Source organism: Streptomyces sp. NPDC001502 (assembly GCF_042894785.1).
Taxonomy (GTDB): Bacteria; Actinomycetota; Actinomycetes; order Streptomycetales; family Streptomycetaceae; genus Streptomyces; species Streptomyces kutzneri.
This window is the reverse complement of record NZ_JBIAVW010000001.1, coordinates 1-22,564: the sequence shown is the minus strand read 5'-3', so window position 1 is coordinate 22,564 and position 22,564 is coordinate 1. Positions and strand designations below refer to the sequence as shown.

The 22,564-nt window shown below is 72.1% G+C and carries 19 protein-coding genes and 2 tRNA genes; 13 read left to right on the top strand and 8 right to left on the bottom strand.

Going from position 1 to position 22,564, the window contains the following annotated elements; genetic code table 11:
* Positions 1-4: 4 nt before the first annotated feature.
* The 7 genes from ACFY0D_RS00105 (at position 5) to ACFY0D_RS00075 (ending at position 7,444) form a co-directional block, all read left to right on the top strand.
* Positions 5-1,420 (top strand): iron-containing redox enzyme family protein, encoded by a 1,416-nt coding sequence (locus ACFY0D_RS00105; protein ID WP_390796199.1) that lies wholly within the window; start codon positions 5-7, stop codon positions 1,418-1,420.
* Positions 1,411-1,785: a Rieske 2Fe-2S domain-containing protein gene (locus ACFY0D_RS00100; RefSeq protein ID WP_390796198.1), complete on the top strand. Its 375-nt coding sequence runs from the start codon at positions 1,411-1,413 to the stop codon at positions 1,783-1,785. Before ACFY0D_RS00105 ends, ACFY0D_RS00100 begins: the two co-directional genes overlap by 10 nt.
* Positions 1,786-1,908: 123 nt before the next feature.
* Positions 1,909-3,159, top strand: a complete 1,251-nt coding sequence (locus ACFY0D_RS00095) for an acetyl-CoA carboxylase biotin carboxylase subunit family protein (protein ID WP_390796197.1) — start codon at positions 1,909-1,911, stop codon at positions 3,157-3,159.
* A complete protein-coding gene (locus ACFY0D_RS00090) occupies positions 3,156-4,442 on the top strand; it encodes an MDR family MFS transporter (protein ID WP_390796196.1) in 1,287 nt (428 codons plus the stop codon). Before ACFY0D_RS00095 ends, ACFY0D_RS00090 begins: the two co-directional genes overlap by 4 nt.
* Before the next feature lie 62 nt (positions 4,443-4,504).
* Entirely contained in the window at positions 4,505-5,464 is a 960-nt protein-coding gene (locus tag ACFY0D_RS00085; protein ID WP_390796195.1) for an alpha/beta hydrolase, read from the top strand.
* On the top strand, positions 5,451-6,746 hold the full coding sequence (locus ACFY0D_RS00080) for an ATP-grasp domain-containing protein (protein ID WP_390796194.1): 1,296 nt from the start codon (positions 5,451-5,453) through the stop codon (positions 6,744-6,746). Before ACFY0D_RS00085 ends, ACFY0D_RS00080 begins: the two co-directional genes overlap by 14 nt.
* 20 nt (positions 6,747-6,766) lie before the next feature.
* Positions 6,767-7,444 (top strand): LysE family transporter, encoded by a 678-nt coding sequence (locus ACFY0D_RS00075; protein ID WP_390796193.1) that lies wholly within the window; start codon positions 6,767-6,769, stop codon positions 7,442-7,444.
* A 29-nt stretch (positions 7,445-7,473) separates the two neighbouring features.
* On the opposite strand, the gene ACFY0D_RS00070 is transcribed toward ACFY0D_RS00075, so the two are convergent.
* Positions 7,474-9,660, bottom strand: a complete 2,187-nt coding sequence (locus tag ACFY0D_RS00070; protein WP_390796192.1) for a BTAD domain-containing putative transcriptional regulator — start codon at positions 9,658-9,660, stop codon at positions 7,474-7,476.
* 482 nt (positions 9,661-10,142) lie between these two features.
* Here ACFY0D_RS00070 and ACFY0D_RS00065 point away from each other — a divergent pair, with 482 nt between their 5' ends.
* Together ACFY0D_RS00065 and ACFY0D_RS00060 are read left to right on the top strand one after the other, a co-directional pair.
* Positions 10,143-10,811, top strand: coding sequence for an RNA polymerase sigma factor (locus tag ACFY0D_RS00065; protein WP_390796191.1), 669 nt, complete (start codon positions 10,143-10,145; stop codon positions 10,809-10,811).
* Entirely contained in the window at positions 10,808-11,584 is a 777-nt protein-coding gene (locus ACFY0D_RS00060) for an MGMT family protein (protein WP_390796190.1), read from the top strand. Before ACFY0D_RS00065 ends, ACFY0D_RS00060 begins: the two co-directional genes overlap by 4 nt.
* A gap of 72 nt (positions 11,585-11,656) precedes the next feature.
* Here the strand turns inward: ACFY0D_RS00060 and ACFY0D_RS00055 are convergent, their stop codons facing one another.
* On the bottom strand, positions 11,657-11,968 hold the full coding sequence (locus ACFY0D_RS00055; RefSeq protein ID WP_390796189.1) for an ArsR/SmtB family transcription factor: 312 nt from the start codon (positions 11,966-11,968) through the stop codon (positions 11,657-11,659).
* A gap of 116 nt (positions 11,969-12,084) precedes the next feature.
* On the opposite strand from ACFY0D_RS00055, the gene ACFY0D_RS00050 reads away from it, so the two are divergent.
* Both ACFY0D_RS00050 and ACFY0D_RS00045 read left to right on the top strand, forming a co-directional pair.
* Positions 12,085-13,650, top strand: a complete 1,566-nt coding sequence (locus ACFY0D_RS00050; RefSeq protein WP_390796188.1) for an MFS transporter — start codon at positions 12,085-12,087, stop codon at positions 13,648-13,650.
* Entirely contained in the window at positions 13,647-15,134 is a 1,488-nt protein-coding gene (locus ACFY0D_RS00045; RefSeq protein WP_390796187.1) for an FAD-dependent monooxygenase, read from the top strand. Before ACFY0D_RS00050 ends, ACFY0D_RS00045 begins: the two co-directional genes overlap by 4 nt.
* A gap of 50 nt (positions 15,135-15,184) precedes the next feature.
* Here ACFY0D_RS00045 and ACFY0D_RS00040 read toward each other — a convergent pair.
* Positions 15,185-15,257 (bottom strand) — tRNA-Ala (locus ACFY0D_RS00040).
* Between the two features lie 162 nt (positions 15,258-15,419).
* Here ACFY0D_RS00040 and ACFY0D_RS00035 point away from each other — a divergent pair.
* Together ACFY0D_RS00035 and ACFY0D_RS00030 are read left to right on the top strand one after the other, a co-directional pair.
* Positions 15,420-15,968, top strand: coding sequence for a transcriptional regulator (locus tag ACFY0D_RS00035; protein WP_030012999.1), 549 nt, complete (start codon positions 15,420-15,422; stop codon positions 15,966-15,968).
* Positions 15,969-16,016: 48 nt separating this feature from the next.
* Entirely contained in the window at positions 16,017-17,309 is a 1,293-nt protein-coding gene (locus ACFY0D_RS00030) for a serine/threonine-protein kinase (protein ID WP_390796186.1), read from the top strand.
* On the opposite strand, the gene ACFY0D_RS00025 is transcribed toward ACFY0D_RS00030, so the two are convergent.
* The 5 genes from ACFY0D_RS00025 to gyrA all read right to left on the bottom strand — a co-directional run bounded on the left by ACFY0D_RS00025 (position 17,296) and on the right by gyrA (position 22,447).
* Complete coding sequence (locus tag ACFY0D_RS00025; protein ID WP_390796185.1) at positions 17,296-18,612, bottom strand: hypothetical protein; 1,317 nt, start codon at positions 18,610-18,612, stop codon at positions 17,296-17,298. The genes ACFY0D_RS00030 and ACFY0D_RS00025 overlap by 14 nt on opposite strands.
* Before the next feature lie 121 nt (positions 18,613-18,733).
* Entirely contained in the window at positions 18,734-18,868 is a 135-nt protein-coding gene (locus tag ACFY0D_RS00020) for a DLW-39 family protein (protein ID WP_208809277.1), read from the bottom strand.
* A gap of 144 nt (positions 18,869-19,012) precedes the next feature.
* Positions 19,013-19,086, bottom strand: a tRNA-Ile gene (locus ACFY0D_RS00015).
* A gap of 118 nt (positions 19,087-19,204) precedes the next feature.
* A complete protein-coding gene (locus tag ACFY0D_RS00010; RefSeq protein ID WP_390796184.1) occupies positions 19,205-19,753 on the bottom strand; it encodes a DUF3566 domain-containing protein in 549 nt (182 codons plus the stop codon).
* An 87-nt stretch (positions 19,754-19,840) separates the two neighbouring features.
* Complete coding sequence (gene gyrA, locus ACFY0D_RS00005; protein ID WP_390796183.1) at positions 19,841-22,447, bottom strand: DNA gyrase subunit A; 2,607 nt, start codon at positions 22,445-22,447, stop codon at positions 19,841-19,843.
* Positions 22,448-22,564 lie beyond the last annotated feature (117 nt).

Here is a 22,564-nt window from a genome sequence, read left to right as displayed (position 1 = left end):
CGCAATGAGTCACGCACCGCAGCACGTCCCGTTCGAACTCAGCGGCACCGAACTGCGCGACGCGATCGTGCAGTACGCCACGAACCCGATCTTCCTCGACAACCTGGACTGGCAGAACGACGACAATCCCTACCGTCGCCAGCTGCGCCCGCAGATCCTGCCGCACCTCGACTTCGACAAGGTGCCGGGCCGGGAGAACATCCTCGACTACACGAGCCTGGCCGTGCAGCGCCTGCTCACCTCGGTCTACGAGGCGGACCTGGTGTTCTTCCCCAAGTCCGGCCTGGAGGGCAAGGAGGAGGACTTCCGCGCGTTCTACAGTCCGGCCAACCGGGCGCTCGGGGAGCGAATACGCCCCGCTCTGGAGCGCTACGCCTTCGGTTTCCTCGACGACGAGGTCGAGACGTCCGGGAAGTGGACCAGGGCGAGCCTGGACAGCTACCTCGACTCGCTCGACATGGGCGGCGGCGAGGAGCTGTCACCGATCGAGGCGGCCGTCACCGGCTCCACCGACCCCGAGCGCGCCGCCCGCATGTGGCTGGTGCAGTTCGCCCCCGACTTCCTGTCCGAGGCGTCGCCGATGATGCGCAACGTCCTCGGCTACTACGGACCGGTCCAGTCCGAGTGGTTCAAGGTCGTCATCGACGAGTACGGCTACGGCGTGCACGACACCAAGCACAGCACCCTGTTCGAGCGGACGCTGGAATCCGTCGGCCTGCAGTCCGACCTGCACCGGTACTGGCAGTACTACCTCAACAGCAGCCTGCTGCTGAACAACTACTTTCACTACCTGGGCAAGAACCACGAGCTGTTCTTCCGCTACGTCGGCGCCCTGTTCTACACCGAGAGCTCGCTGGTGGACTTCTGCCGGCGGGCCGACCGCCTGCTGCACGGCGTCTTCGGCGACTCCGTCGACACCACGTACTTCACCGAGCACGTCCACATCGACCAGCACCACGGCCGCATGGCGCGCGAGAAGATCATCGCGCCGCTCATCGAGGCGCACGGCGAGGGGATCATCCCCGAGATCGTCCGGGGCATCGAGGAGTACCGGGTGCTCCTGGAGGTCGCCGACAAGGACTTCGTCGCGCAGATCTCCTGGATGGACGACCAGCCGGAGCTCAAGAAGCTGCACGGTCCCGTCTACGAGGCCATCAAGGAAGGCCGGGTCCAGGCGCCGGTGGCGCACCTGGTCGAGCCGTTCAACGAGCTGTCGAACACGCACTGCCACGAGGGCGACGAGCTCTGCCACATCGTCTCCGGCACCATGCGCTTCGAGAGCGGGCTCGGCTCGTCGCTGACGCTGGAGGCCGGAGAGGGAGTCGTCATCCGGCGCAACCGGCTGCACGGCGCCGACATTCTGTCCGAGGAGTGTGTCTACGAGATCCACTCGGTGGGGGATTACCGCAAATGCCTGTAGTGAGCTTCCCCGTCGCGGGGCGGGAGAACTGCGTGGTCGTCTCCGGGACGGCGTACGTGTACGCCACGGTCGGCGGACGCGGCTTCGTGATGAACGCCCAGTGCCCCCACCGCGGCGGCCCGCTCCACCTGGCCGGTGTGACGCCGGACGCCGGCCGGCTCGTCTGCCCCTGGCACGACCGCAAGACGTCCGCGGCGCGGCTGCGGGCCGAGGTGCCGGCGGTGCGGACCGGGAACCGGGTCACGGCGGTCTTCCCCGACCGGCCCGCCCGCGCCGCGGCGGCCCCGGCCGACGTATGCGGCCGCACCAGCCGTGAGTACCGGCCATTGTCGGCCGAACTCGCCCGCCCGGCTGCGGCTCTCTGATCCCATCCCGTTGCACCCGGCGCCGGACATCCGGCGCCGGGTGCAACGGCCTGCACCGACCCGGTGTTCTACAGGTGGCGGCGCACCGGCCGAAGGCATCACGACGAACGAGGAGTGTGGACCATGGCGTGGGACGGCGAGAAGCCGCTTCTGCTGCTGATCGGAAGCAGCGGTCAGCGCAGCAGGGAGTTCATTCTGCGGACGGTGAGCACGCGTTACGCGTTATGGCTCCTCCAGCCCGCTCCGCTGAGCTGGGAAGAGCCGTACGTCGTGGGCTCCACGACCGTGGACAACACCGACCCGGAGGCGCTGACGGCGGCCGCCCGGCAGGTGGCCGCCGAGCACGACGTGGCCGGCGTGTTCTGCTACGACGAGGGGCTCGTGACCCCCGCCGCGCATGCGGCACAGGCGCTCGGGCTGCCGGGCAACTCCCCCGAGTCCGTCATCGCCTGCCGGGACAAGGCCGCGACGCGCTCCGCGCTGGAGACGGCCCGGGTGCCGCAGCCGGCCTCGATCGGCGTCCGGTCCCTGGCCGAGGCCCGGGCGGCGGCGGAGAAGATCGGCTTCCCGGTCGTGCTGAAGCCGCGCGGGCTGGCCGGCGGGATGGGCGTGCGCAAGGCCGACGGCCCCGATGACGTGGAGAACGCCTACCGGGCGGCCTCCGGTGCCTCCTACCCCGGTGTTCCCGTCTTCGACGTGTCGGTGCTCGTCGAGGAGTTCGCCGACGGCCCCGAGATCAGCGTCGACGCGGTCTTCTTCGACGGGGAGTGCGTTCCGCTCGTCGTCGCCCGCAAGCAGGTCGGCCTGGCGCCCTTCTTCGAGGAGACGGGTCACGAGGTCGACGGGGCCGACCCGCTGCTGACCGATCCCGGGCTGCTGGAGGCGCTGCGGTCCGCGCACGCCGCGCTGGACTTCCACACCGGCGTCAGCCACACGGAGTTCCGGATCACCGCCGGCGGACTGCGCCTGATGGAGGTCAACGCCCGCCTCGGCGGGGACATGATCCCCTACCTCGGGGAACTGGCCACCGGTGTCGACGTCGCGATGGCGGCGGCGGACACCGCCGCGGGGGTCCGCCCGGACACCGAGGCGCGCCACCGCAAGGCCGCGGCCATCGCCTTCCTGTACCCGGAGGAGGACATCGAGATCGATGCGGTGACCGTCCACGAGGACCGCTTCCCGGCCGGTGTCCACAGCGCCGACGCGATGGCGGGCCCCGGCGCGGTGCTGCGTCTGCCGCCGCGCGGCTACATCTCCCGCTACGCCCGCGTGATCGCCCTCGCCGACTCGGTCGAGCAGGCCCGCGCCGCCCTGCTGAGCGCCCCCGAGATCGTGGAGCTCGACTCCCGCCCGGCGGAGGTACCCGCTCCGTGACGAACACCGGACACGACTCTCCGGAGGGCCGCAAGGCCGCCCGGCCGTCCGTCGTACAGACCCTGCGCGGGATCCCGGGACCGATCTGGCTGGTCCTGGTCGGCATGCTGATCAACCGGCTGGGCAATTTCCTCCAGATCTACCTGGTGCTCTACCTCACCGACAAGGGCTTCAGCACGTCCGCGGCCGCCTTCGCCCTCGGTGCGTACGGGGTGGGCTCGGTCGTCGGCGTCCTGGCGGGCGGCTCGATCTCGGACCGGGTCGGCTACGCGTGGACCATCGTCGGATCGATGGCCCTCGCCGGCCTGCTCACCCTCAGCCTGGTCTTCCTCGACAGCCTGCCCGTGGTGATCACGGTGGCCGCCGTGATCGGCATCGCGGCCCAGGCCTACCGGCCCGCCTCCTCGGCGCTGCTGGTGGAGGCCACCCCCGAGGAACACCACGTGATGGTGTTCGCGGTCTACCGCATGGCGTTCAACCTCGGCACCACCGCGGGCCCGCTGCTCGGCGCCCTGCTCATCAGCTACTCGTACGACCTGATGTTCTATATCGATGCGGTGACCTCGGTCGGCTTCGCCCTCTTCGCCCTGGTCCTGGTCCGCACGGGCACGACCCCCGGTCCCGGCGCCCGGGATCCGCAGGCCGACGGCGCGTCGTACCTGGCCGTACTCCGCGACCGGCGTTACCTGCTGTTCCTGCTGGCGCTGTTCCTCAACGCCGTCGTCTACATCCAGCACACCTCCGCGCTGCCGCTCCAGCTCAAGGCCGACGGCCACGGACCGACCTTCTACTCCACCCTGCTCTCGCTGAACGCGGCCATGGTCATCTGCCTGGAACTGCTGTTCACCAAGTACGTGCAGCACCTCCCGGGCCGGTTCGCCGTCGCGCTGGGCGTCGGCCTGGTCGGCGTCGGCATGAACCTGTACGTGGCCGGTCCCGGCATGGCCACGTTCGTGATCGCGACGGTGGTGTGGACGGTCGGCGAGATGATCGGCACCCCGACCGCCTCCGCCTGGCCGGGCAAGGTCGCCCCCGCGCACCTGCGGGGCCGCTACATCGCGGCCTCCGCCTTCCCGATGCAGATCGGCTACGCGGTGGGCCCGGTGATCGGCATCGCCGCCTGGCAGGCCTCGGCCGCCTCCGTGTGGTGGCTGTGCGGAGCACTGACCGCCGTCGCCGTCGTCGTCACCCTGATCGGCATGGCCGAACCCCCCGCCGACCGGCGGCAGCGGACCGCGGACGCCGAGCCGGCCGCCGCGCCGGCGCCCGCCGAAACCCCCTGAGCCCTCTCCCCCGTGCCGCGGTTCGCCGGCACACCGTGATCCGGAAGTGAGCGAAGCTGCCCATGGCCTACGCAGACGGCATCGAGAATTTCGTGAAGACGGTCGACGGCGCCCTGCCGCCGGACTTCTACACCTACCCCGTCGAACGACAGCGCGCCCTGTACGACGGGCTGACCGAGGTCCTCCCGATCCCCGTGCCCGAGGGCGTCAGCCACCGGGACGCGAGCGTCACCCACGGCGGCCGGACCGCCCGGATCCGCATCTACGAGCCGGCCCGGCGCACCGGCGACGCCGTGCTGTTCTACATACGCGGCGGCGGCTTCGTCATCGGCTCCCTCCACAGCCACCACAGCCTGGTCGCCGAACTCGCCGACCGCACCGGCCTGGTGGCGATCGCCCTCGACTTCGGCATGGCCCCGGAGAACCCGCACCCCGGCCCGCTGGAGGACTGTTACGCCGGACTGTGCGGCACGCTGGCCGACCTGCCCGGGCTCGGGCTCGACGGCATCGACCCCGAGGGCGCGGTGCTCTGCGGAGAGAGCTCCGGAGCCAACATGGCCGTCGTCCTCTCGATGATCGCCCGCGACCGGGGCGGCCCCCGGCTGCGCGGCCAGGCGGTGATCAGTCCGGTGCTCGACTTCACCCGGTGGCGGCACGGCGGCGAGGACGCGCCCCTGCTCTCCGGCGGGGAGATGGAGTTCTACACCGCGTGCTACTGCCCGGAGCCCGGACAGGCGGAACTCCCGTACGTCTCGCCGCTGCTCACCGGCACCTTCCACGACCTGCCGCCCGCCTACGTCGTGGGCTGCGAGATGGACTCGCTGCGCGTGGACGCCGAGAAGTACACCGCCCGGCTGCGGCAGAACGGCACGCCGGTGACGTACGTGATGGAGGAGGGGATGGTGCACGCCCCGGTGCGCGCCCGCCGGATCAGCGAGCCGGCCGGGGCGTTCTTCGCGCGCTACTGCGACGCCGTGGCCACCCTGGCGGCCGGAGAGGCGGCCGGCCGTGACGAGCGCTGAGCGGACCCCGGACGCACCGCAGGGCCCCTGCGTGATCGTGGACCCGTACTCCTCGGGGGCCCTGTTCGCACAGACGCTGGCCGATCACGGCGTCCCGGTCGTGGCGGTGGTCACCGGCCCCCGGCCGCCGGAGGCCTACGCCTCCTCCTACCAGCCGCAGGACTTCCCCGAGATCATCGTCTACGAGGGCGACCTGGAGGCCGTCGCGGAGCGGCTGCGGGCGCTGGACCCGCGCTGCGTCGTGGCGGGCTGCGAGTCCGGGGTGGAACTGGCCGAACGGCTCGCACCGCTCGTGACGCCCGAGCGGTGCAACGTCCCCGGACTCGCGGCGGCGCGCAGGGACAAGGGCAGCATGGCGGATGCCGTCGCGGCGGCCGGCCTGCCGGTCATCCCGCAGATCTGCACCGCCGACGCCGACGAGGTGGCGGCCTGGCTGGAGCGCGAGGGCCTGGCCGGGGCGGACCTGGTCGTCAAGCCGCCCAAGAGCGCCAGCACGGACGGTGTGATCAAGCTGGCCGGCGGCGAGGACTGGCGGACGGTGTTCGCGCGCCAGCTCGGCCGGGTCAACCAGTTCGGCGAGGTCGACGACCGGCTCCTGGTCCAGAAGTTCGTCACCGGCACCGAGTACGTGATCGACACCTTCAGCCACGACGGCAAGCACGCCGTGGTCGACGTGTGCGCCTACCGCAAGGTCGACAACGGTCCGCACATGGCCGTCTACGACACCATGCGATGGCTCCCGCCGGACGATCCGGCCCTGCCCGGCCTCACGGAGTACGTCTTCGGCGTCCTGGACGCGGTGGGCCTGCGCTTCGGCTCGGCCCACGTCGAGGTGATGGGCACGGCGGAGGGACCGCTGCTCATCGAGCTCGGGGCCCGGCCGCACGGCGGCGGCCAGCCGCGGTTCAACCGCAACGCCACCGGCGACAGCCAGATCGACCGGACCGTGCGCTGGCTGACCGGGGGTGAACTCCCGCAGAGCTACGAGCTGCTCGTGCACCAGATGTGCGTCTTCCACATCGCGCCCCGCTCCGGAACGGTCCGCGGCACGGCCGCCCTGGACGGCGTCCGCGACCTCCCCAGCCACCACTTCTCGATCCAGAACCTGTCCGACGGCGACCACGTCCCCGCCACCCGGGACCTGGTCGACAGTCTCAACTTCGGATTCGTGATCCTCGCCCACCCCGACGCCGGGCAGATCCAGCGGGACTACGAGGCCGTCCGGGCCGCGGAACGCCTGCTTTCCATCGAGGAGCAGCGATCAACACCGCCGCTTTCCTGATCAGTTCCCTGGTGGTGATCATGACGCCCGGGCCCGATCTCGTCATGATCACCAACCTGGTGCTGAACGGCTCCCTGCGGGTGGCCACCGCCGCCGCACTCGGCATGATCACCGCGGGGGCCGTCCAGGCCGGGCTCGGCGCGGCCGGGCTGGCCGCGCTCCTCGCGGCGAGCCCCGGACTCTTCGCGGCCTTCCGCTGGGCCGGCGCCGTGGTGCTGCTCGGCTGGGCCGTGCTCGCCGTGCGGCGGGCCACCGGCCGGGCCGGCACCGAGGCCCCGGCGCCGTCACGCCAGGCCCCGGCGCCGTCACCCCAGGCCACGGTCTCGGTCCCCGCGCACGCGACGGGCGAGCCGCCCGCCGGCCCCCCGCCGTCCGGGCGAGCGGCCGGCCACGCCGGCCCCTCGGTGCGCCAGGCCTTCGGACAGGGCCTGCTGTGCACCGGGTCCAATCCCAAGGTGGGCATCTTCCTGATGGCCTTCCTGCCCCAGTTCGTGCCCGCGGGCATGGCCCCCGAGGCCGGCGTCCCGCTGCTGGCCGCCTGCTACCTGGCCCTGGGCCTGCTCTGGCTCCTCACCTGGATGAGGCTGGTCCACCGGCTCGCACCGCACCTGCGCTCACCGCGGGTGCTGCGGATCGCCGACAGCCTCACCGCCGCCGTGTTCGGGCTCTTCGCGGTCCGGCTGGCGCTCGGCGGGTGACCCGGCCGCCTGCCTGCGCCCCGCTGCGGTCACACCGACCGCAGCGGGCACTGCGCGTCCTCCCGCAGCGCCAGTCTGCGCGCATAGCGCAGCAGCGGAGCGGGGAGCGAGAACCGGTTGGGCGCACACTCCCGGAGCAGGCTCACCCCGACCAGACGGCGCAGTGCGCGCGTCGCCTCCAGCGGAGTCGTCCCCGCCAGGTCCGCCATGGCGTAGCCGCTGACGAGCCGGCCCTCGGTCCGCGCGAACAGCCGGAACCAGCGGCGCAGGGGCTCCGGCAGGGACACGTAGGAGAGTTCGATCGCCGCGTGGACCGCGGTGAACAGGTCGTCGGTCTCGACCGGCAGTTCCCGGAACGCCCCGGACTCCTGCAGTTCCACGCAGAGCTGGGCGATCCCGACCCGGGGATGCTCCTCCAGACGGGCCGCGAGCAGCCGGATCGCCAGGGGCAGACCTCCGCACTGCCGGTTCAGCGCCCGCGCGGCCAGCGGTTCGGCATCCACCCGCCCGCTGCGCAGCAGCCGGGACAGCAGGGTGAGCGCCTCGTCCTCACCGAGCACGTAGAGGTCGAGGCGCGGCACACCGTCCCGGGCCACCAGTCCCGGCAGGGTGTCGCGGCTGGTGACGAGGACCGCGCAGCCGGCCGCTCCCGGAACGAGCGGACGGATCTGGCTCTCCTCGCGCGCGTTGTCCAGCACGATCAGCATCCGCCGGTCCGACAGCAGGGTGCGGTACAGGTTCGCGGCCTCGTCGAGGGACCGGGGAAGCTCCCCGTCGGGGACGCCCAGGGCGCGCAGGAACGAGGCGAGGACCTCCTGCGGGTGCAGCGCCCGCCGGTCGGCGTACCCGTGCAGGTCGACGTACAACTGCCCGTCCGGGAACCGTTCGCGCACCCGGTGCGCCCAGCGCACGGCCAGCGCCGTCTTGCCCACCCCGGGAAAGCCCGTGACCAGCACGGCCGGGACCTGCCCGACCCGCTCGCCGGTGGGCAGGAGCAGCCGGTCCAGCCGTTTCAGCTCGGCGGCGCGGCCGACGAACCCCGGGCTCACGGCCGGTGTCTGGGACGGCCGGGGCCTCGGCGGGGGCGCGGCCGGCCGGGACGCGGGCACGGCCGGCACGTCGAACGCGGCCCACGCGGCCGCCGGTCCCGTCCGCGGCCACGGCAGCTCCTGGTGCAGGATCCGCAGGTGGGCGCGGCGCAGTTCGTCACCCGGCTGGACGCCCAGCTCCCGGTCGAGTCCGCGGGCCACCTCGGAGTAGATCTTCAAGGCCTCCCGCTGCTCCCCGCAGCTCGCCAGCACCAGCATCAGCCGCGCCTGGAGTCCCTCGTGCAGCGGTTCCTCCTCCGTGGCACCGCGCAGGGCCCCCAGCACCCGCTCGGGCCGCCGCACCTGCAGGGAGAGGTCCGTGTAGAGCAGCAGGCTCTCCACCCGCTGCCGGGCGGCCGCCATGGCGGCGGGGTGGTGCGGCAGCAGCGGTTCGCCGGCCAGCAGCGGGCCGCGCCAGCAGCCGTAGGCGCGTTCGGCCAGCTCGTGGGCGGCCTCCGCGTCCCCGGCCCCGTGCGCCTGGCGCGCCCGTGCCCACAGGTCCTGGAACTGGGTGAGGTCGACCTGGTCGCGCTCCAGTTCCAGCACGTAGCCGGTGTGCGTGCGCGCCAGGAACGAGGGGGCCGGCGCCCCCGCCTGGCCGCCGGGGAGCAGCAGCACCCGGCGCGCCTGGCTGACGTAGGTGTGCACCAGGTTCTGGTACGAACGCGGCGGGTCCTTCGGCCACAGCGCGTGGGTGATCTCCCCCAGGCCGGCCGCCTCGGGATACCGCAGGGCGAGCAGGGCCAGCAGGCGCCGCACCTTGGCCGCGTGGACGTGGGTCTCGACGCCTCGGTACCGGACGGACAGCGGACCGAGGATGCCGATGTGGAGCCGCTCGCTCCCCGGGTGTACGGGCTCACGCGCGGGCGGCGCCAACCGCCGTGCGGTGTCCGCGTCGAGGCCCAGCACACGGGCCAGGAGCCGCACGGTCCGCGTCTGGGGCCGGTGCACCCGGCCGTGCTCGATGTCGCGCAGGACCCGCACGCTCACCCCGGCGCGTTCCGCCAGCTCGCGCTGGGTCAGTCCCTCCCGCCCCCGGAAGGAGAGAAGCCGTTCGCCGAACGACCAACTGCCGCTGCTTAAGTCCTCGTCCGCGGGCGCCGTGCCGCGGACACGGTTCCCCATCATGCCCGGAATGCGGGAACGGCCGAAAGGAAGGGAGGAAGGAAACGTCTTGTGAATCGTTTTTCCATTGCTGTGTGCAGAACGGTCGCCACCACGCCTCCCCCGAGACCTCGCCGGATCTTGACCCACCCGAACCGTGAGCGACCCGGCTGAGCGCCCACAACTCGTTCGCAACTCTAGCTTCGCGGTGCGACCACTGGTCAAGGGGCTCGCCCCCTTTGTTCCGAACCGGTCGCATCGCACCCCTTGTACCTCCGGTTTTCGGAATCCCTCGAATACCGGCCAGGTGGCGAGAAATGGCCAGTTGCTCACGATCTCGCCCGAACACGATCTCCGTCACGCCCGGGAAAGATCGCACCGGCGCGCCCGATATTCGGATGACGTAAAGGGAACCGGATATCGCACCGAATGCGAATGGCAGGCAAAGTAGAAGAACTTTTCCGTGAGGTGCAACGTTCTCACGCGGCCCGGTGTTCACAAGGAGGATGGACGAGACGACTCTCCCACTGACGGAACTGCTCGCGACCGACCTGGACGACGGGTTCACCGAACTCGTACGCACCCAGGCCGGCACCGTGCGCTCCGTCCTGCTGCGTCTCTCCGGATCCGCGCGGGACGCCGACGACCTGGGTCAGGAAACGTTCCTGCGCGCCTACTCCGCGCTGCGCGAGTACCCGCCCGAGCGCCGCGGGCAGCTCCAGCCGCGCGCCTGGCTGCTGACCATCGCCGCGAACGTGTGGCGCAACCACGTCCGCACCCTGAGCCGGCGGCCCGGCGTCGCCGACGGCATCGAGGTGACCGCCATCGAGATCCCGGACGGCTCCCCGGGGCCGGAGCAGCGCGCGCTCGACGGGGCGCGCCGGGCCCGGCTGGTGGCCGCGCTGTCCGGGCTGCCGGACCACCACCGGCTGCCCGTGGTCCTGCGGCACATCGGAGAGCTGAGCTACCAGGAGGTGGCCGCGATCCTGGAGTGTCCCGTCGGCACGGTGAAGGCCCAGGTGTCGCGGGGGCTCGCCACCCTGCGCGCGGAGCCCGGCCTGGCCGCCGACCGCAGGACGTACGGAGCGGCCGGAGCGGCCGGAGCGGCTGGGGGAACGACGGCGAAGACGGCACACGAACCGGCCCGGACGGAAAGGAAGGAGGCGACGGGATGAGACTGCCGGACGAGTTGGACACGTTGCGCGAGGCGGCACCCGCGGGGTTCGCGGCACGCGTGCTGGACCGCGTCGGCGTTCCGGCCCATCGCTACGACTGCTACGTGCGGGCCGATTCCCCGGTCGGCCCCCTCTACGTGGCCCACGGGCGGGGCGCGGTGACGGGCGCCGCCGCCACGGACTGGTACGCCGACGACGGGGCCTTCGAGGACGCCTACCGGGCCCGGACCCGGCGGTCGGCGCTCTCCGGTGTCAAGCCCCCGCCGGGTCTGGCGCGGGCCCTGCGTGGCCGGGACCGGACCCTGCGCTACGAATTCGGGCCGCTCGCCGACGAACAGCGCGCCGTCCTGCAGGCGACCCGGGCCATCCCGTTCGGGCAGCTCCGTCCGGCGGCCTGGCTGGCCCGCGAGGCCGGCATGCCGGGTCTCGCACCCGAGACGGTTCTGGCGGCGGTCCGGATCAATCCCGTCCCGGTGCTCGTGCCGGCGCACCGGCTGTGCACGGACGACGGGCTCCCGGCGGACTGCGGGCTGCCGGCCGGGTTCGAACGGCGGCTGCGGGAGTGGGAGGGCGTGGACGCCGAGCGGGTGGAGCGGTTCGTGCGGGCGGGCGCACGGTTCCTGGGCAGCGGCACCACGCGGATCTTCTGCTACCCGACGTGCGCACACGCGCGCCGCATCACCGCCCGCCACGAGGTGCCCTTCACCTCGGCCGACGAGGCCTCCGCCGCCGGGTTCCGGGGCTGTCTCAGCTGCCGCCCGGCCGTCGTCTGACCTCCGGCTGTCGTCCGGCCTCCGGCCGACGTCCGGCCTCCGGCCGACGTCCGGCCTCCGGCCGACGCGTCCTCAGCGGTCGGCGTCGATCAGGTCGAGCAGGCCGGGGAAGCGCAGGTCCAGGTCCGCGCGGCGCAGCGTGGCCGCCCGGCTGTTGCCCCGGTCCACCTGCCGCACCAGGCCCGCCTCGCGCAGGATCCGGAAGTGGTGGGTGGTGGTCGACTTCGAGACCGGGAGGTTGAAGGAGGCGCAGGTGCGCGCCGTGCCCGCCGGTTCCCCCAGCAGCTCGCTGACGACGGCGTAGCGCAGGGGGTCGGAGAGCGCGTTCAGCACGGCAAGCAGGCTCATCTCCTCCAGCGAGGGGTGGCCGTCCTCGTCGGGCATCGCGCCCTCCTCCCTTAGGTACGGCTTGCATCATACCTCCCTCCTGTGCCAGCTTAAGGTTCGATCAAAACCGAACCTAGCCGTCAGCCGGCCGGGCCGAGCCTGGAGTTGTGCCCATGAGTACGCAGACCATGTCGTCGGCCGCGCCACCGGTGCGGGCGCAAGGGCAGCCGGGTCGCACGGCGACCCTGGCCGCCGTGCTCCTCGCGGTGTTCGTCGTCCCGATGTCGATCTCCGGCACGGCCGTGGCACTGCCCGGGATCGGCGCCGACACCCACGCCGGCCTCGCGCCCCTGCAGTGGGTGGTGAACGCCTTCAACGTCGCCTTCGCCTGCTTCACCCTCGTCTGGGGCTCCGTCGCCGACATCGTCGGCCGGGTCAGGGCCTTCGCCGCCGGCGCCGCCGTCTACGCCGTGGCCTCGCTGGGCGGCGCGCTCGCCACCGACGTGCTGTGGCTGGACGCCACCCGCGCGCTCGCCGGGACAGGCGGCGCCGCGATCTTCTCCTGCGGCGCGGCGATCATCGCGACCGTGTTCGACGGCCCGGCACGCGCCAGGGCCTTCGCCCTGTTCGGCACCGTCGCGGGCGTCGGGGTGGCGGTCGGCCCCTCGCTGGCCGGCGCGCTCGTCCAGGGCCTCGGCTGGCGCTGGGTGTTCGCGGTGCACGCCGCCGCCCTGCTCCTCGTCCTGCTCGCGGTGCCCGCCATCGCCAGGGCCGTGCCGGCCGGCGGCGGCAGCGGGGCCCCCGTCGACGTGCCGGGCAGCGCGCTGTTCGTCGTCGCCATGGTGCTGCTGACCACCGCCATCGTGCAGGGCTCGCAGTGGGGCTGGGGCAGCCCGGGCGTCCTCGGGCTGTTCGCGGGCGCCGTCGTGGTCCTCGCGGTCTTCGCCGCCGTGGAGAACCGCCGGAAGCACCCCATGCTGGACCTGGGCCTGCTGCGCGACCGGCGCTTCGTCGGCCTGTGCCTGGTACCGGTCGCCGCGTCCTTCGGGTTCGTCACGATGCTCACGTACCTGCCGAGCTACCTGACCGCGGCCACCGGCCGCGACAGCGGCGCGGCCGGCCTGATCATGCTGCTGCTCACCGCGCCCGTGCTGGTCTGCCCGATACTCGCCGCGCAGCTGGTCACCCGCGGGGTCCCCGCGCTCACCCTCGTCCACGTCAGCCTCGCCTGCCTGGTCGTCGGCGACCTGGCGCTCACGCTGTTCTCGCCCGACGTGACGATCCTCGTCGTCGCCCTGCCGATGCTCGTCACCGGCGCCGGCATGGGCCTGTCGGCGGGGCTCGTGGACGGCCAGGCGCTGGCACTGGTCGACCCCGCCAAGGCGGGCATGGCGGCGGGCTTCCTCAACACCCTGCGCCTCGGCAGCGAGGCCATCGCCGTGGCCGTGTACGGATCGGTCCTCGCGACCGTGCTCCGCTCCCGCGTCGAGGACGGCATCGGCGGATACGCCGGCGCCGCGCAGGCGGACCAGGTCGCCGACCGGGCGGCCGGCGGTGACCTCGCCCGGGCCACCGAACTGTCCGGTGCGCTGGACTCCGAGGGCTTCGCCGACTTCCTCGCCCGGTCCTACGACTCCGCCTTCCACACCGTCCTGTGGGCACTCGCGGCGGTCTGCGCCGTCCTGTGCGCCGCGATCGCCACCCTGCTGCGCGGCAGCTCCCCCAGGAGGACCGCATGACCCACACCCAGGTCCTGGTCGTCGGGGGCGGGCCCGTCGGGATGCTCGTCGCCGCCGAGCTCGGGCACCACGGCGTCGCCACCGTCCTGCTCGAAGCCGAACCGCGGACCGTCGACCGGCCCAAGGCCGGCACCCTGCACGCCCGCACCGCGCAGGGCCTGGCCCGCCGCGGCCATCTCCCCGCGCCCGTCGCGACCGAGGAACTGCTGGGGCGCGGCCGCGCCGACGCGTTCCACTTCGCGGGCATGCCGGGACTCGCCATCACCGCCCCCGCGACCGAGCCCGGACCCGTGCTCGGCCGCTCCCAGGCCGACCTGGAGCGGGACTTCGAGCACCGGGCCCGCGAACGGGGCGTCACCGTACTGCGCGGACACCGCGTGACCGACATCGTCCCGGGACCCGACGGCGTCCAGGTCACCGCCCAGGGTCCGGACGGCTTACGGCAGTTCACCGCCGAGTACGCCGTCGGCGCGGACGGCGCACGCAGCACGGTGCGCGAGCGGCTCGGCTTCGCCGCGGACACCCACCCGGCCACCGTGTCCGCCCTCCTCGGCCTCGTACGGCTGACCGACCCGGACAGCGTGCCGTACGGCTGGCACCGCACCCCGCACGGCTGGACGGTCGCGGGCGTCTCCCCGTACGGGCACAGCAGGTTCATCACGATGGACTTCCGCGGGCCGCACCCCGACCGGCGCTCCCCGCTCACCCTCGACGAGCTGCGCCGGGAGGCCGAGCGCATCCTCGGCCACCGCGTGCCGATGGCCGACCCGCGATTCCTCTCCCGTTTCAGCGACTTCGCCCGGCTGGTGCGCCATTACCGCCAGGACCGGGTGTTCCTCGCCGGCGACGCCGCCCACATCCACTTCCCCGTGGGCGGGCAGGGCCTCAACCTGGGTCTGCAGGACGCACTCAACCTGTCCTGGAAGCTCGCCCACACCCTCGCGGGCACCGCGGGCAAGGACCTGCTCGACACCTACGACGCCGAACGCCGGCCCGCCGCGCAGCGCGTCATCGGCAACACCCGGGCCCAGCTCGCCCTGATGCGGCCGGACCCCGGGCTCGACCCCCTGCGCGACCTCGTCTCCGAACTCCTCGCGATCGACGCGGTCAGCACCCACGTAGGCCACATGATCAGCGCCCAGGAGACGGTGTACCCGGCGCGCACCGGGCGCGGCTCCCGCTGGGAGGGCCGGTTCCTGCCGAACCTGCCGCTCACCACCGCCGACGGCCCGACCGACCTGACCCGGCTGCTGCTGCCCGGCCGTCCCCTCCTGCTCCTGCTCGGGGACGCCGGCCTGGCCCACGGCGAGCAGGGCGCGGGCTGGACCCACGCGGTGCGCACGGTGTCCGCCACGACCGCCCGGCCGCTGCCCTGGGACGCCGTCCTCGTCCGGCCCGACGGGTACATCGCCTGGGCCCCGGACGGCGGCTCCCTGGCCGGCGCCCTGGACCACTGGTTCGGCGAACCCCGCCGGCAGGCATGAAAAATGCCCTCCGACACTGCGTTTACGCAGGTCGGAGGGCATTTGAAGTGTGGAGCCTAGGAGATTCGAACTCCTGACATCTGCCTTGCAAAGGCAGCGCTCTACCAACTGAGCTAAGGCCCCATGGAAGTGGACGCACCGGTCCCCTGCGGGAGGTGTGGTCGTTCCGCAGAACAGAGTACCGGGTGTACCCCCTCATCTCGCAAAATGATAGGGACTCCCGCCGTGCGACCACTCTCCGTAAGATGCTCGCGAGGTTCGCACCAGCGAAGGGGAGTAGTAAGAGTGGACGCAGTACAACAAGAGGCCACGGCCAGAGCCAGAGAGCTTCAGCGCAGTTGGTACGGGGAGCCGCTGGGAGCGCTCTTCCGCCGGCTCATAGATGACCTCGGCTTGAACCAGGCCCGCCTCGCTGCCGTCCTCGGACTGTCGGCGCCCATGCTGTCCCAGCTGATGAGCGGCCAGCGAGCCAAGATCGGGAACCCGGCCGTGGTCCAGCGCGTCCAGGCCCTCCAGGATCTCGCAGGCCAGGTGGCCGACGGAAGCGTCAGCGCGGGGGAGGCCACCGACCGGATGGACGAGATCAAGAAGACCCAGGGAGGCTCCGTCCTCAGCAACAGCGGCCAGACCACCACCAGCTCCGGCGCACCCACGGTCAAGCGGGTCGTCCGCGAGATCCAGTCGCTGCTGCGCTCGGTCTCCGCGGCCGGCGACATCATCGACGCGGCGAACACCCTCGCCCCCAGCCACCCGGAACTGGCAGAGTTCCTCCGGGTGTACGGCGCGGGCCGCACCGCCGACGCGGTCGCCCACTACGAGGCCCACCAGAACTGACACGCACACACGGGGGCGGACGACGGGTGACGGGGGACGGGCGCAGCGATGGGTGAGGTCTTCGCCGGTCGGTACGAGCTGATCGATCCGATCGGACGCGGTGGCGCGGGTGCCGTATGGCGGGCCTGGGACCACCGCCGTCGTCGCTACGTGGCCGCGAAGGTCCTCCTGCAGAGCGACGCCCACACGCTCCTACGGTTCGTACGGGAGCAGGCGCTGCGGATCGACCATCCGCACGTACTGGCTCCGGCCAGCTGGGCGGCCGACGACGACAAGGTCCTCTTCACCATGGACCTGGTCGGCGGCGGCTCGCTCGGCCATGTCATCGGGGACTACGGGCCCCTGCCGCCCCGTTTCGTGTGCGCCCTGCTCGACCAGCTCCTGTCGGGGCTCGCGGCAGTGCACGCGGAGGGCGTGGTGCACCGCGACATCAAACCGGCCAACATCCTGATGGAGGCCACCGGAACCGGGCGGCCGCACCTGCGGCTGTCCGACTTCGGCATCTCCATGCGCAAGGGCGAGCCCCGGCTGACCGAGACCGACCTCGTGGTCGGCACGCCGGGCTATTTCGCCCCCGAGCAACTCCTGGGCGCCGAGCCGGACTTCCCCGCCGACCTCTTCGCCGTGGGGCTGGTCGCCCTGTACCTCCTCCAGGGCCGCAAGCCCGATTCCCGGGCCCTGGTGGAGCACTTCTTCGCGCAGGGCACCCCGGGCGCCCCCGAAGGCGTTCCCGCACCCCTCTGGGACGTCATCGCCGGTCTCCTGCAGCCGGACCCCCAGAGCCGCTTCCGGACGGCCACAGGGGCGCGCAAGGCCCTTGCCGAGGCCGTGGAGCTGCTGCCGCCGCCCGCCCCGGACGAGGATCCGGTGGAGGTGTTCGACCAACTCGGCCCGCTGCCGCCCGGATTCGGACCGCAGGGCCCGCTGAGCACGGCGGCCGCGACCCCGCAGGCGCCCGCCGCCGAGGCCGTGGCGCCGGGGGCTTCCGCCTCCGTGACGGTGCCCGCGGAGCCGGTCCGGCCCGACCCGCGCGGTACGGCGGGGACGGCCCCGGTGGCCCGCACCACGCCGACGTCCCCCTACCCGGCCGCTCCCGCCTCTCCTGCCGTCCCCGTCGCCGCCGTCCCGGCCCAGGTGCCCGCGTACGGGCCCTCGGAGACGGGCAGTTTCCACCTGCCGCCGCCGAGCGCGCCGGCCGCGCCGGTCCCCTCGGCCCCCGCCGGGGCGCCGGTCCGGGCGGGCGGCGGCATCGCCCCGCCCCCGGCGAAGGCGGTGGCCTCCCTGCTCGCCGCGGCGCTGCTCTGCTTCGCGGTGGGCGTCTGGGCCCTCACCCGGCTGTAGGACCGCGCCCCCGCCGCCCGAGCAGCGTCCAGCCGCCCAGCACCAGCAGCAGGACGGTCCCGGCGCCGAATCCGGCGCCCGCCACGATCCGCATCGTGGAGTGCCGCTCGGCGGCCTCGGCGGCCTCGGCGGCCTCCGGAGCGGTGAGCCCCTCCTTGGCCGCGGCCCGGTCCTCGTCGCCCACGCCGAAGCCTCCCGCGGCCAAACTCCCCTGGTACGCGGGCGCCTTGGCCGGCGTACCGGTGACGTCCAGGCGCAGGGTCAGCGGCACGGGCGCCGCGTCCTCGGTGAACTCGGCGACCTTCGCGCCCATCGTCACCGCGACGTAGTACCAGCCCGCGAGGGAGACGGGCTTCACGCCCGGGTCACCTGCGAAGCGGTTCTCGTACGCGACGGGCGGGGTCTTCTCCAGGGTGATCCCGGCCTGCTTGCCGTCGTACGAGGTGTCCTTGTCGGAGATCAGGCTCCGGTACGGGCTGTACAGGGACACGGTGAGCCCGCCCGAGGCCGAGCCGTAGGTCTTGGTCATCTTCGCGGCGGCCAGTTCGGCGCCGAGGCCCAGCTGCTGCCCCCAGTCCAGCGGGACCCGGTAGAAGCGGGTCTGCCCGGGCCTCATCTCGTCACGCCACACGCCGGAGCCCAGGGCGCGGGCGTCGTTGAAGCCGGTGCCGCCGCTGCGGGGCACCGCCTCGGTGCCGGGCAGCACGGGGGCGCCCGAAGGCCAGGTGCCGGGCGCGGTGGTGGGGACGCCGGCGCCGGGGCCGGGCTCCCGCTGGACCTTGATCTCCAGCGGCCAGGGGCTCTGGTCGTAGCCCTTGGCCGAGGTCCGCGTGACCTTGGCGTAGTAGACGCCCGCGGGCGCGCAGTCCTCGTCCTCGGCGCCCCGGCGGACGCCCGCGGCGGCGATCGGGTAGGGGTCGTAGCCGAAGTTCGCCCGGCCGCCGCTGCGCGGGCAGGAGCGCCCGGCGGTGGTCATGACCTCCACGGCGATGCCGTCGCCGCCGGAGACCTTCGCGCCCGCCGCGGGGCGGACCACGGCGGAGACGTAGACGTCGGACCCGTCCTGGTCCAGGACGAGCCGGTACACGCGTTCCCCCGGCCCGAGCCTGTCCTGGTAGACGTTCCCGGCCTCGATCTGCGGGGCGTCGGCCGTGGAGGGCCTGCCCTCGATCGCCTTGGCGCCGTCCGCGGCCCGGTAGGCCGGCAGGGGGCCGGGCGCGGCCCCGTCGGCGTACGCGAGCCCCGGCGCTCCCGCCACCAGGCCCAGGGCCGCCGCCCACGCTGTCGTCCGTCCCCGAACCATCACGCCCACCCCGAGTTTGCTCGCGCAAGCCAAATCTTTACATAACGGAATTTTTCGTCACAGAGCAGCACAAAGCCCCGGCCGCAGCGGCAGCCGGGGCTTCATGAATCAGCCTTGGGTCTCACACACCGGAACCAGAGGGCACGGAGTCAGTTGCCTCCGTCCACAGGTCCTGCTCGGCGCGGTCCGCCTGGATCTGGCGGTACACGAGGAGCCCGCCGATGGCGGCCAGTGCGACCAGGAGCAGCTTCTTCACCGCGCGACCTCGTCTTTCGTTGACGTAGGGGACTTCTGGCGCCCAACAATACACACCGACCGATACCGATCGGTGACCTGGCGGTCCACCAACTGGCCCAACGACGAAGACCCCCAGGCCTTGGCCTGGGGGTCTTCGACACTGTGGGGCTAACAGGATTTGAACCTGTGGCCTCATCCTTATCAGGGATGCGCTCTAACCAACTGAGCTATAGCCCCATCCGCGCTGCGCGCTGACTCCTGAAGATTAGCGCACAGACCCGGTCAGGCCAAAATCCGTTGTCCGGGGGCGTCTGCGCAGGTCATCCGACCCGTCGCGGGCGCCCGGGCGGAGGGCCTACTCGTCCTCGGCGAGGGTGAGCTCCACACCACCGACGAAGCCCGCCGACAGGTTGTAGATGAACGCGCCCAGCGTCGCCAGTGCCGTCGCCAGCACCACGTCGATCACCGCGATGACCGATGTGAAGATCAGAACGCGCGGCAGCGACAGGAACGACTGGAGGTCGAAACCGTTGCCCTCGTTCGAACCGGTCGCCTCGCTGATCGTGCCGCCGACGGTCGAGAAGACGCCCATCGCGTCCATGACCATCCACAGCACGGCCGCCGCCACGATCGTGCAGATGCCCAGCGCGATCGAGAGCAGGAAGCTGACCTTCATGACCGACCACGGGTCGGCCTTGGCCACCCGCAGCCGCGCCTTGCGCGTGCGGGGGGCCGTACGGACCCCCGTGCGCGGCTTGCGCTGCGCGCCCGCTCCCGTGCCGCCCTGCGCCGTCGCGGGGCCCGGGGGCGCCGGGTAGGCCTGCGGCGGGTGGTACGGCTGTGCGGGCTTGTCCTGGCCGGCGTCCGCGTCGACCGACGGCTTCGGACCTCGGGTGTCCGTCACGGTTCCCCCCTGGGAGTCCGCGGCAGGGCCACGGGCACCGTTCGCTCCAGTCTTGGCCGGTCCGGCGCCCGTGGCTCCACTCACGACTTACTCCTCGTGCTCCCCGGCCGAGGGCTGCGTGCCCTCGGCGGCCTCGGCGGCCTGTCCGTCGGCCACCTCGGTGTCGTTCTCGTCGGCCTCGACCTCGTCAGCTTCCTGACCGGCCTCGGCGTTCCGGGCGATGCCGACCACGGCATCGCGCTTGCCCAGGTTGATCAGCTGGACGCCCATGGTGTCACGGCCGGTCTCCCTGACTTCGTTGACGCGCGTACGAATCACACCACCGCCGAGCGTGATGGCGAGAATCTCGTCGCTCTCGTCGACCACGAGCGCCCCGACGAGCGATCCGCGGTCCTCCACGATCTTGGCGGCCTTGATACCCAGACCGCCACGGCCCTGGACGCGGTACTCGTCGACCGGCGTCCGCTTGGCGTAGCCGCCGTCGGTCGCGGTGAAGACGAACGTACCCGGCCTGACAACGTTCATCGAGAGCAGTTCGTCACCTTCTCGGAAACTCATGCCCTTCACGCCCGAGGTGGCGCGGCCCATCGGACGCAGCGCGTCGTCGGTGGCCGTGAAACGGATCGACTGCGCCTTCTTGCTGATCAGCAGCAGGTCGTCCTCGGCGGACACCAGCTCCGCACCGATCAGCTCGTCGTCGCCGCCGTCCTCGGTCTCCCGGAGGTTGATGGCGATGACGCCGCCCGAACGCGGCGAGTCGTAGTCCTTGAGCGCCGTCTTCTTCACCAGGCCGCCCTTGGTGGCCAGGATCAGGTACGGCGCCGCCTCGTAGTCGCGGATCGCGAGGATCTGGGCGATCTTCTCGTCCGGCTGGAAGGCCAGCAGGTTCGCCACGTGCTGCCCGCGGGCGTCGCGGCCGGCGTCCGGGAGCTCGTACGCCTTGGACCGGTAGACCCGGCCCTTGTTCGTGAAGAACAGCAGCCAGTGGTGCGTGGTGGAGACGAAGAAGTGGTCGACCAGGTCGTCCTGCTTCAGCTTGGTCCCGCGCACGCCCTTGCCGCCGCGCTTCTGCGAGCGGTAGTCCTCGGTCTTGGTGCGCTTGACGTAACCGCCGTGCGTGATCGTGACGACGATGTCCTCTTCGGCGATCAGATCCTCGATGGACATGTCACCGTCGAAGGGCACCAGCTTGGAACGCCGGTCGTCGCCGAACTTCTCGACGATGGCCGCCAGTTCCTCGCTGACGATGGAGCGCTGACGCTCCTCCGAGGCCAGGATCGCGTTGTACTCGTTGATCTTGGCCTGGAGCTCGTCGTGCTCGGCGACGATCTTCTGCCGCTCCAGGGCCGCGAGGCGGCGGAGCTGCATCTCCAGGATCGCGTTCGCCTGGATCTCGTCGATCTCCAGGAGGCCCATCAGGCCCTCGCGCGCGATCTCGACCGTGTTGCTGCGCCGGATCAGCGCGATGACCTCGTCGATCGCGTCCAGCGCCTTGAGCAGACCGCGCAGGATGTGGGCGCGCTCCTCCGCCTTGCGCAGGCGGAACTTCGTGCGCCGGACGATGACCTCGATCTGGTGCGTCACCCAGTGGCGGATGAACGCGTCGATCGACAGCGTGCGCGGCACGCCGTCCACCAGCGCCAGCATGTTCGCACCGAAGTTGGTCTGCAGCTCCGTGTGCTTGTAGAGGTTGTTCAGCACGACCTTGGCGACGGCGTCGCGCTTCAGGACGATCACCAGGCGCTGGCCGGTCCGCGACGAGGTCTCGTCACGGACGTCGGCGATGCCGCCGACCTTGCCGTCCTTCACCAGGTCCGCGATCTTCTGCGCGAGGTTGTCGGGGTTGGTCTGGTACGGGAGCTCCGTGACCACCAGGCACTGGCGGTTCTGGATCTCCTCGACCTCCACCACCGCGCGCATCGTGATGGAGCCGCGACCGGTCCGGTACGCCTCCTCGATGCCCTTGCGGCCCACGACCAGGGCGCCCGACGGGAAGTCGGGGCCCTTGATCCGCTCGATGAGCGCGTCCTGGAGCTCCTCGTGCGTGGCCTCCGGGTGCTCCAGCGCCCACTGGGCGCCGGCCGCGACCTCGCGGAGGTTGTGCGGCGGGATGTTGGTCGCCATACCGACCGCGATGCCGGCGCTGCCGTTGACCAGCAGGTTCGGGAAGCGCGCCGGCAGGACCGTCGGCTCCTGGTTGCGGCCGTCGTAGTTGTCCTGGAAGTCGACGGTCTCCTCGTCGATGTCCCGGAGCATCTCCATGGCCTGCGGCATCAGCTTGCACTCGGTGTAGCGCATCGCGGCCGCCGGGTCGTTGCCCGGGGAGCCGAAGTTGCCGTTGCTGTCCACCAGCGGCATGCGCATCGACCACGGCTGGGCCAGGCGGACCAGGGCGTCGTAGATCGAGCTGTCACCGTGCGGGTGGTAGGTACCCATGACGTCGCCGACGACACGGGCGCACTTGTAGAAGCCCTTCTCGGGCCGGTAGCCGCCGTCGTACATCGCGTACAGCACGCGGCGGTGCACCGGCTTGAGGCCGTCGCGCACGTCCGGCAGGGCGCGCGAGACGATGACGGACATCGCGTAGTCGAGGTAGGAGCGCTGCATCTCCGTCTCGAGCCCGACGGGCTCGATGCGCATCACGGGCTGCTCCTCCGCGGAGTTCTCTGCGGTAGGGGTGGTTTCGTCGGCCATTGCTGGTCAGAAGTCCTTTCAGGCGGCGGTCAGCGGAGCCGACTCAGATGTCGAGGAAGCGGACGTCCTTGGCGTTGCGCTGGATGAAGGAGCGCCGGGCTTCGACGTCCTCACCCA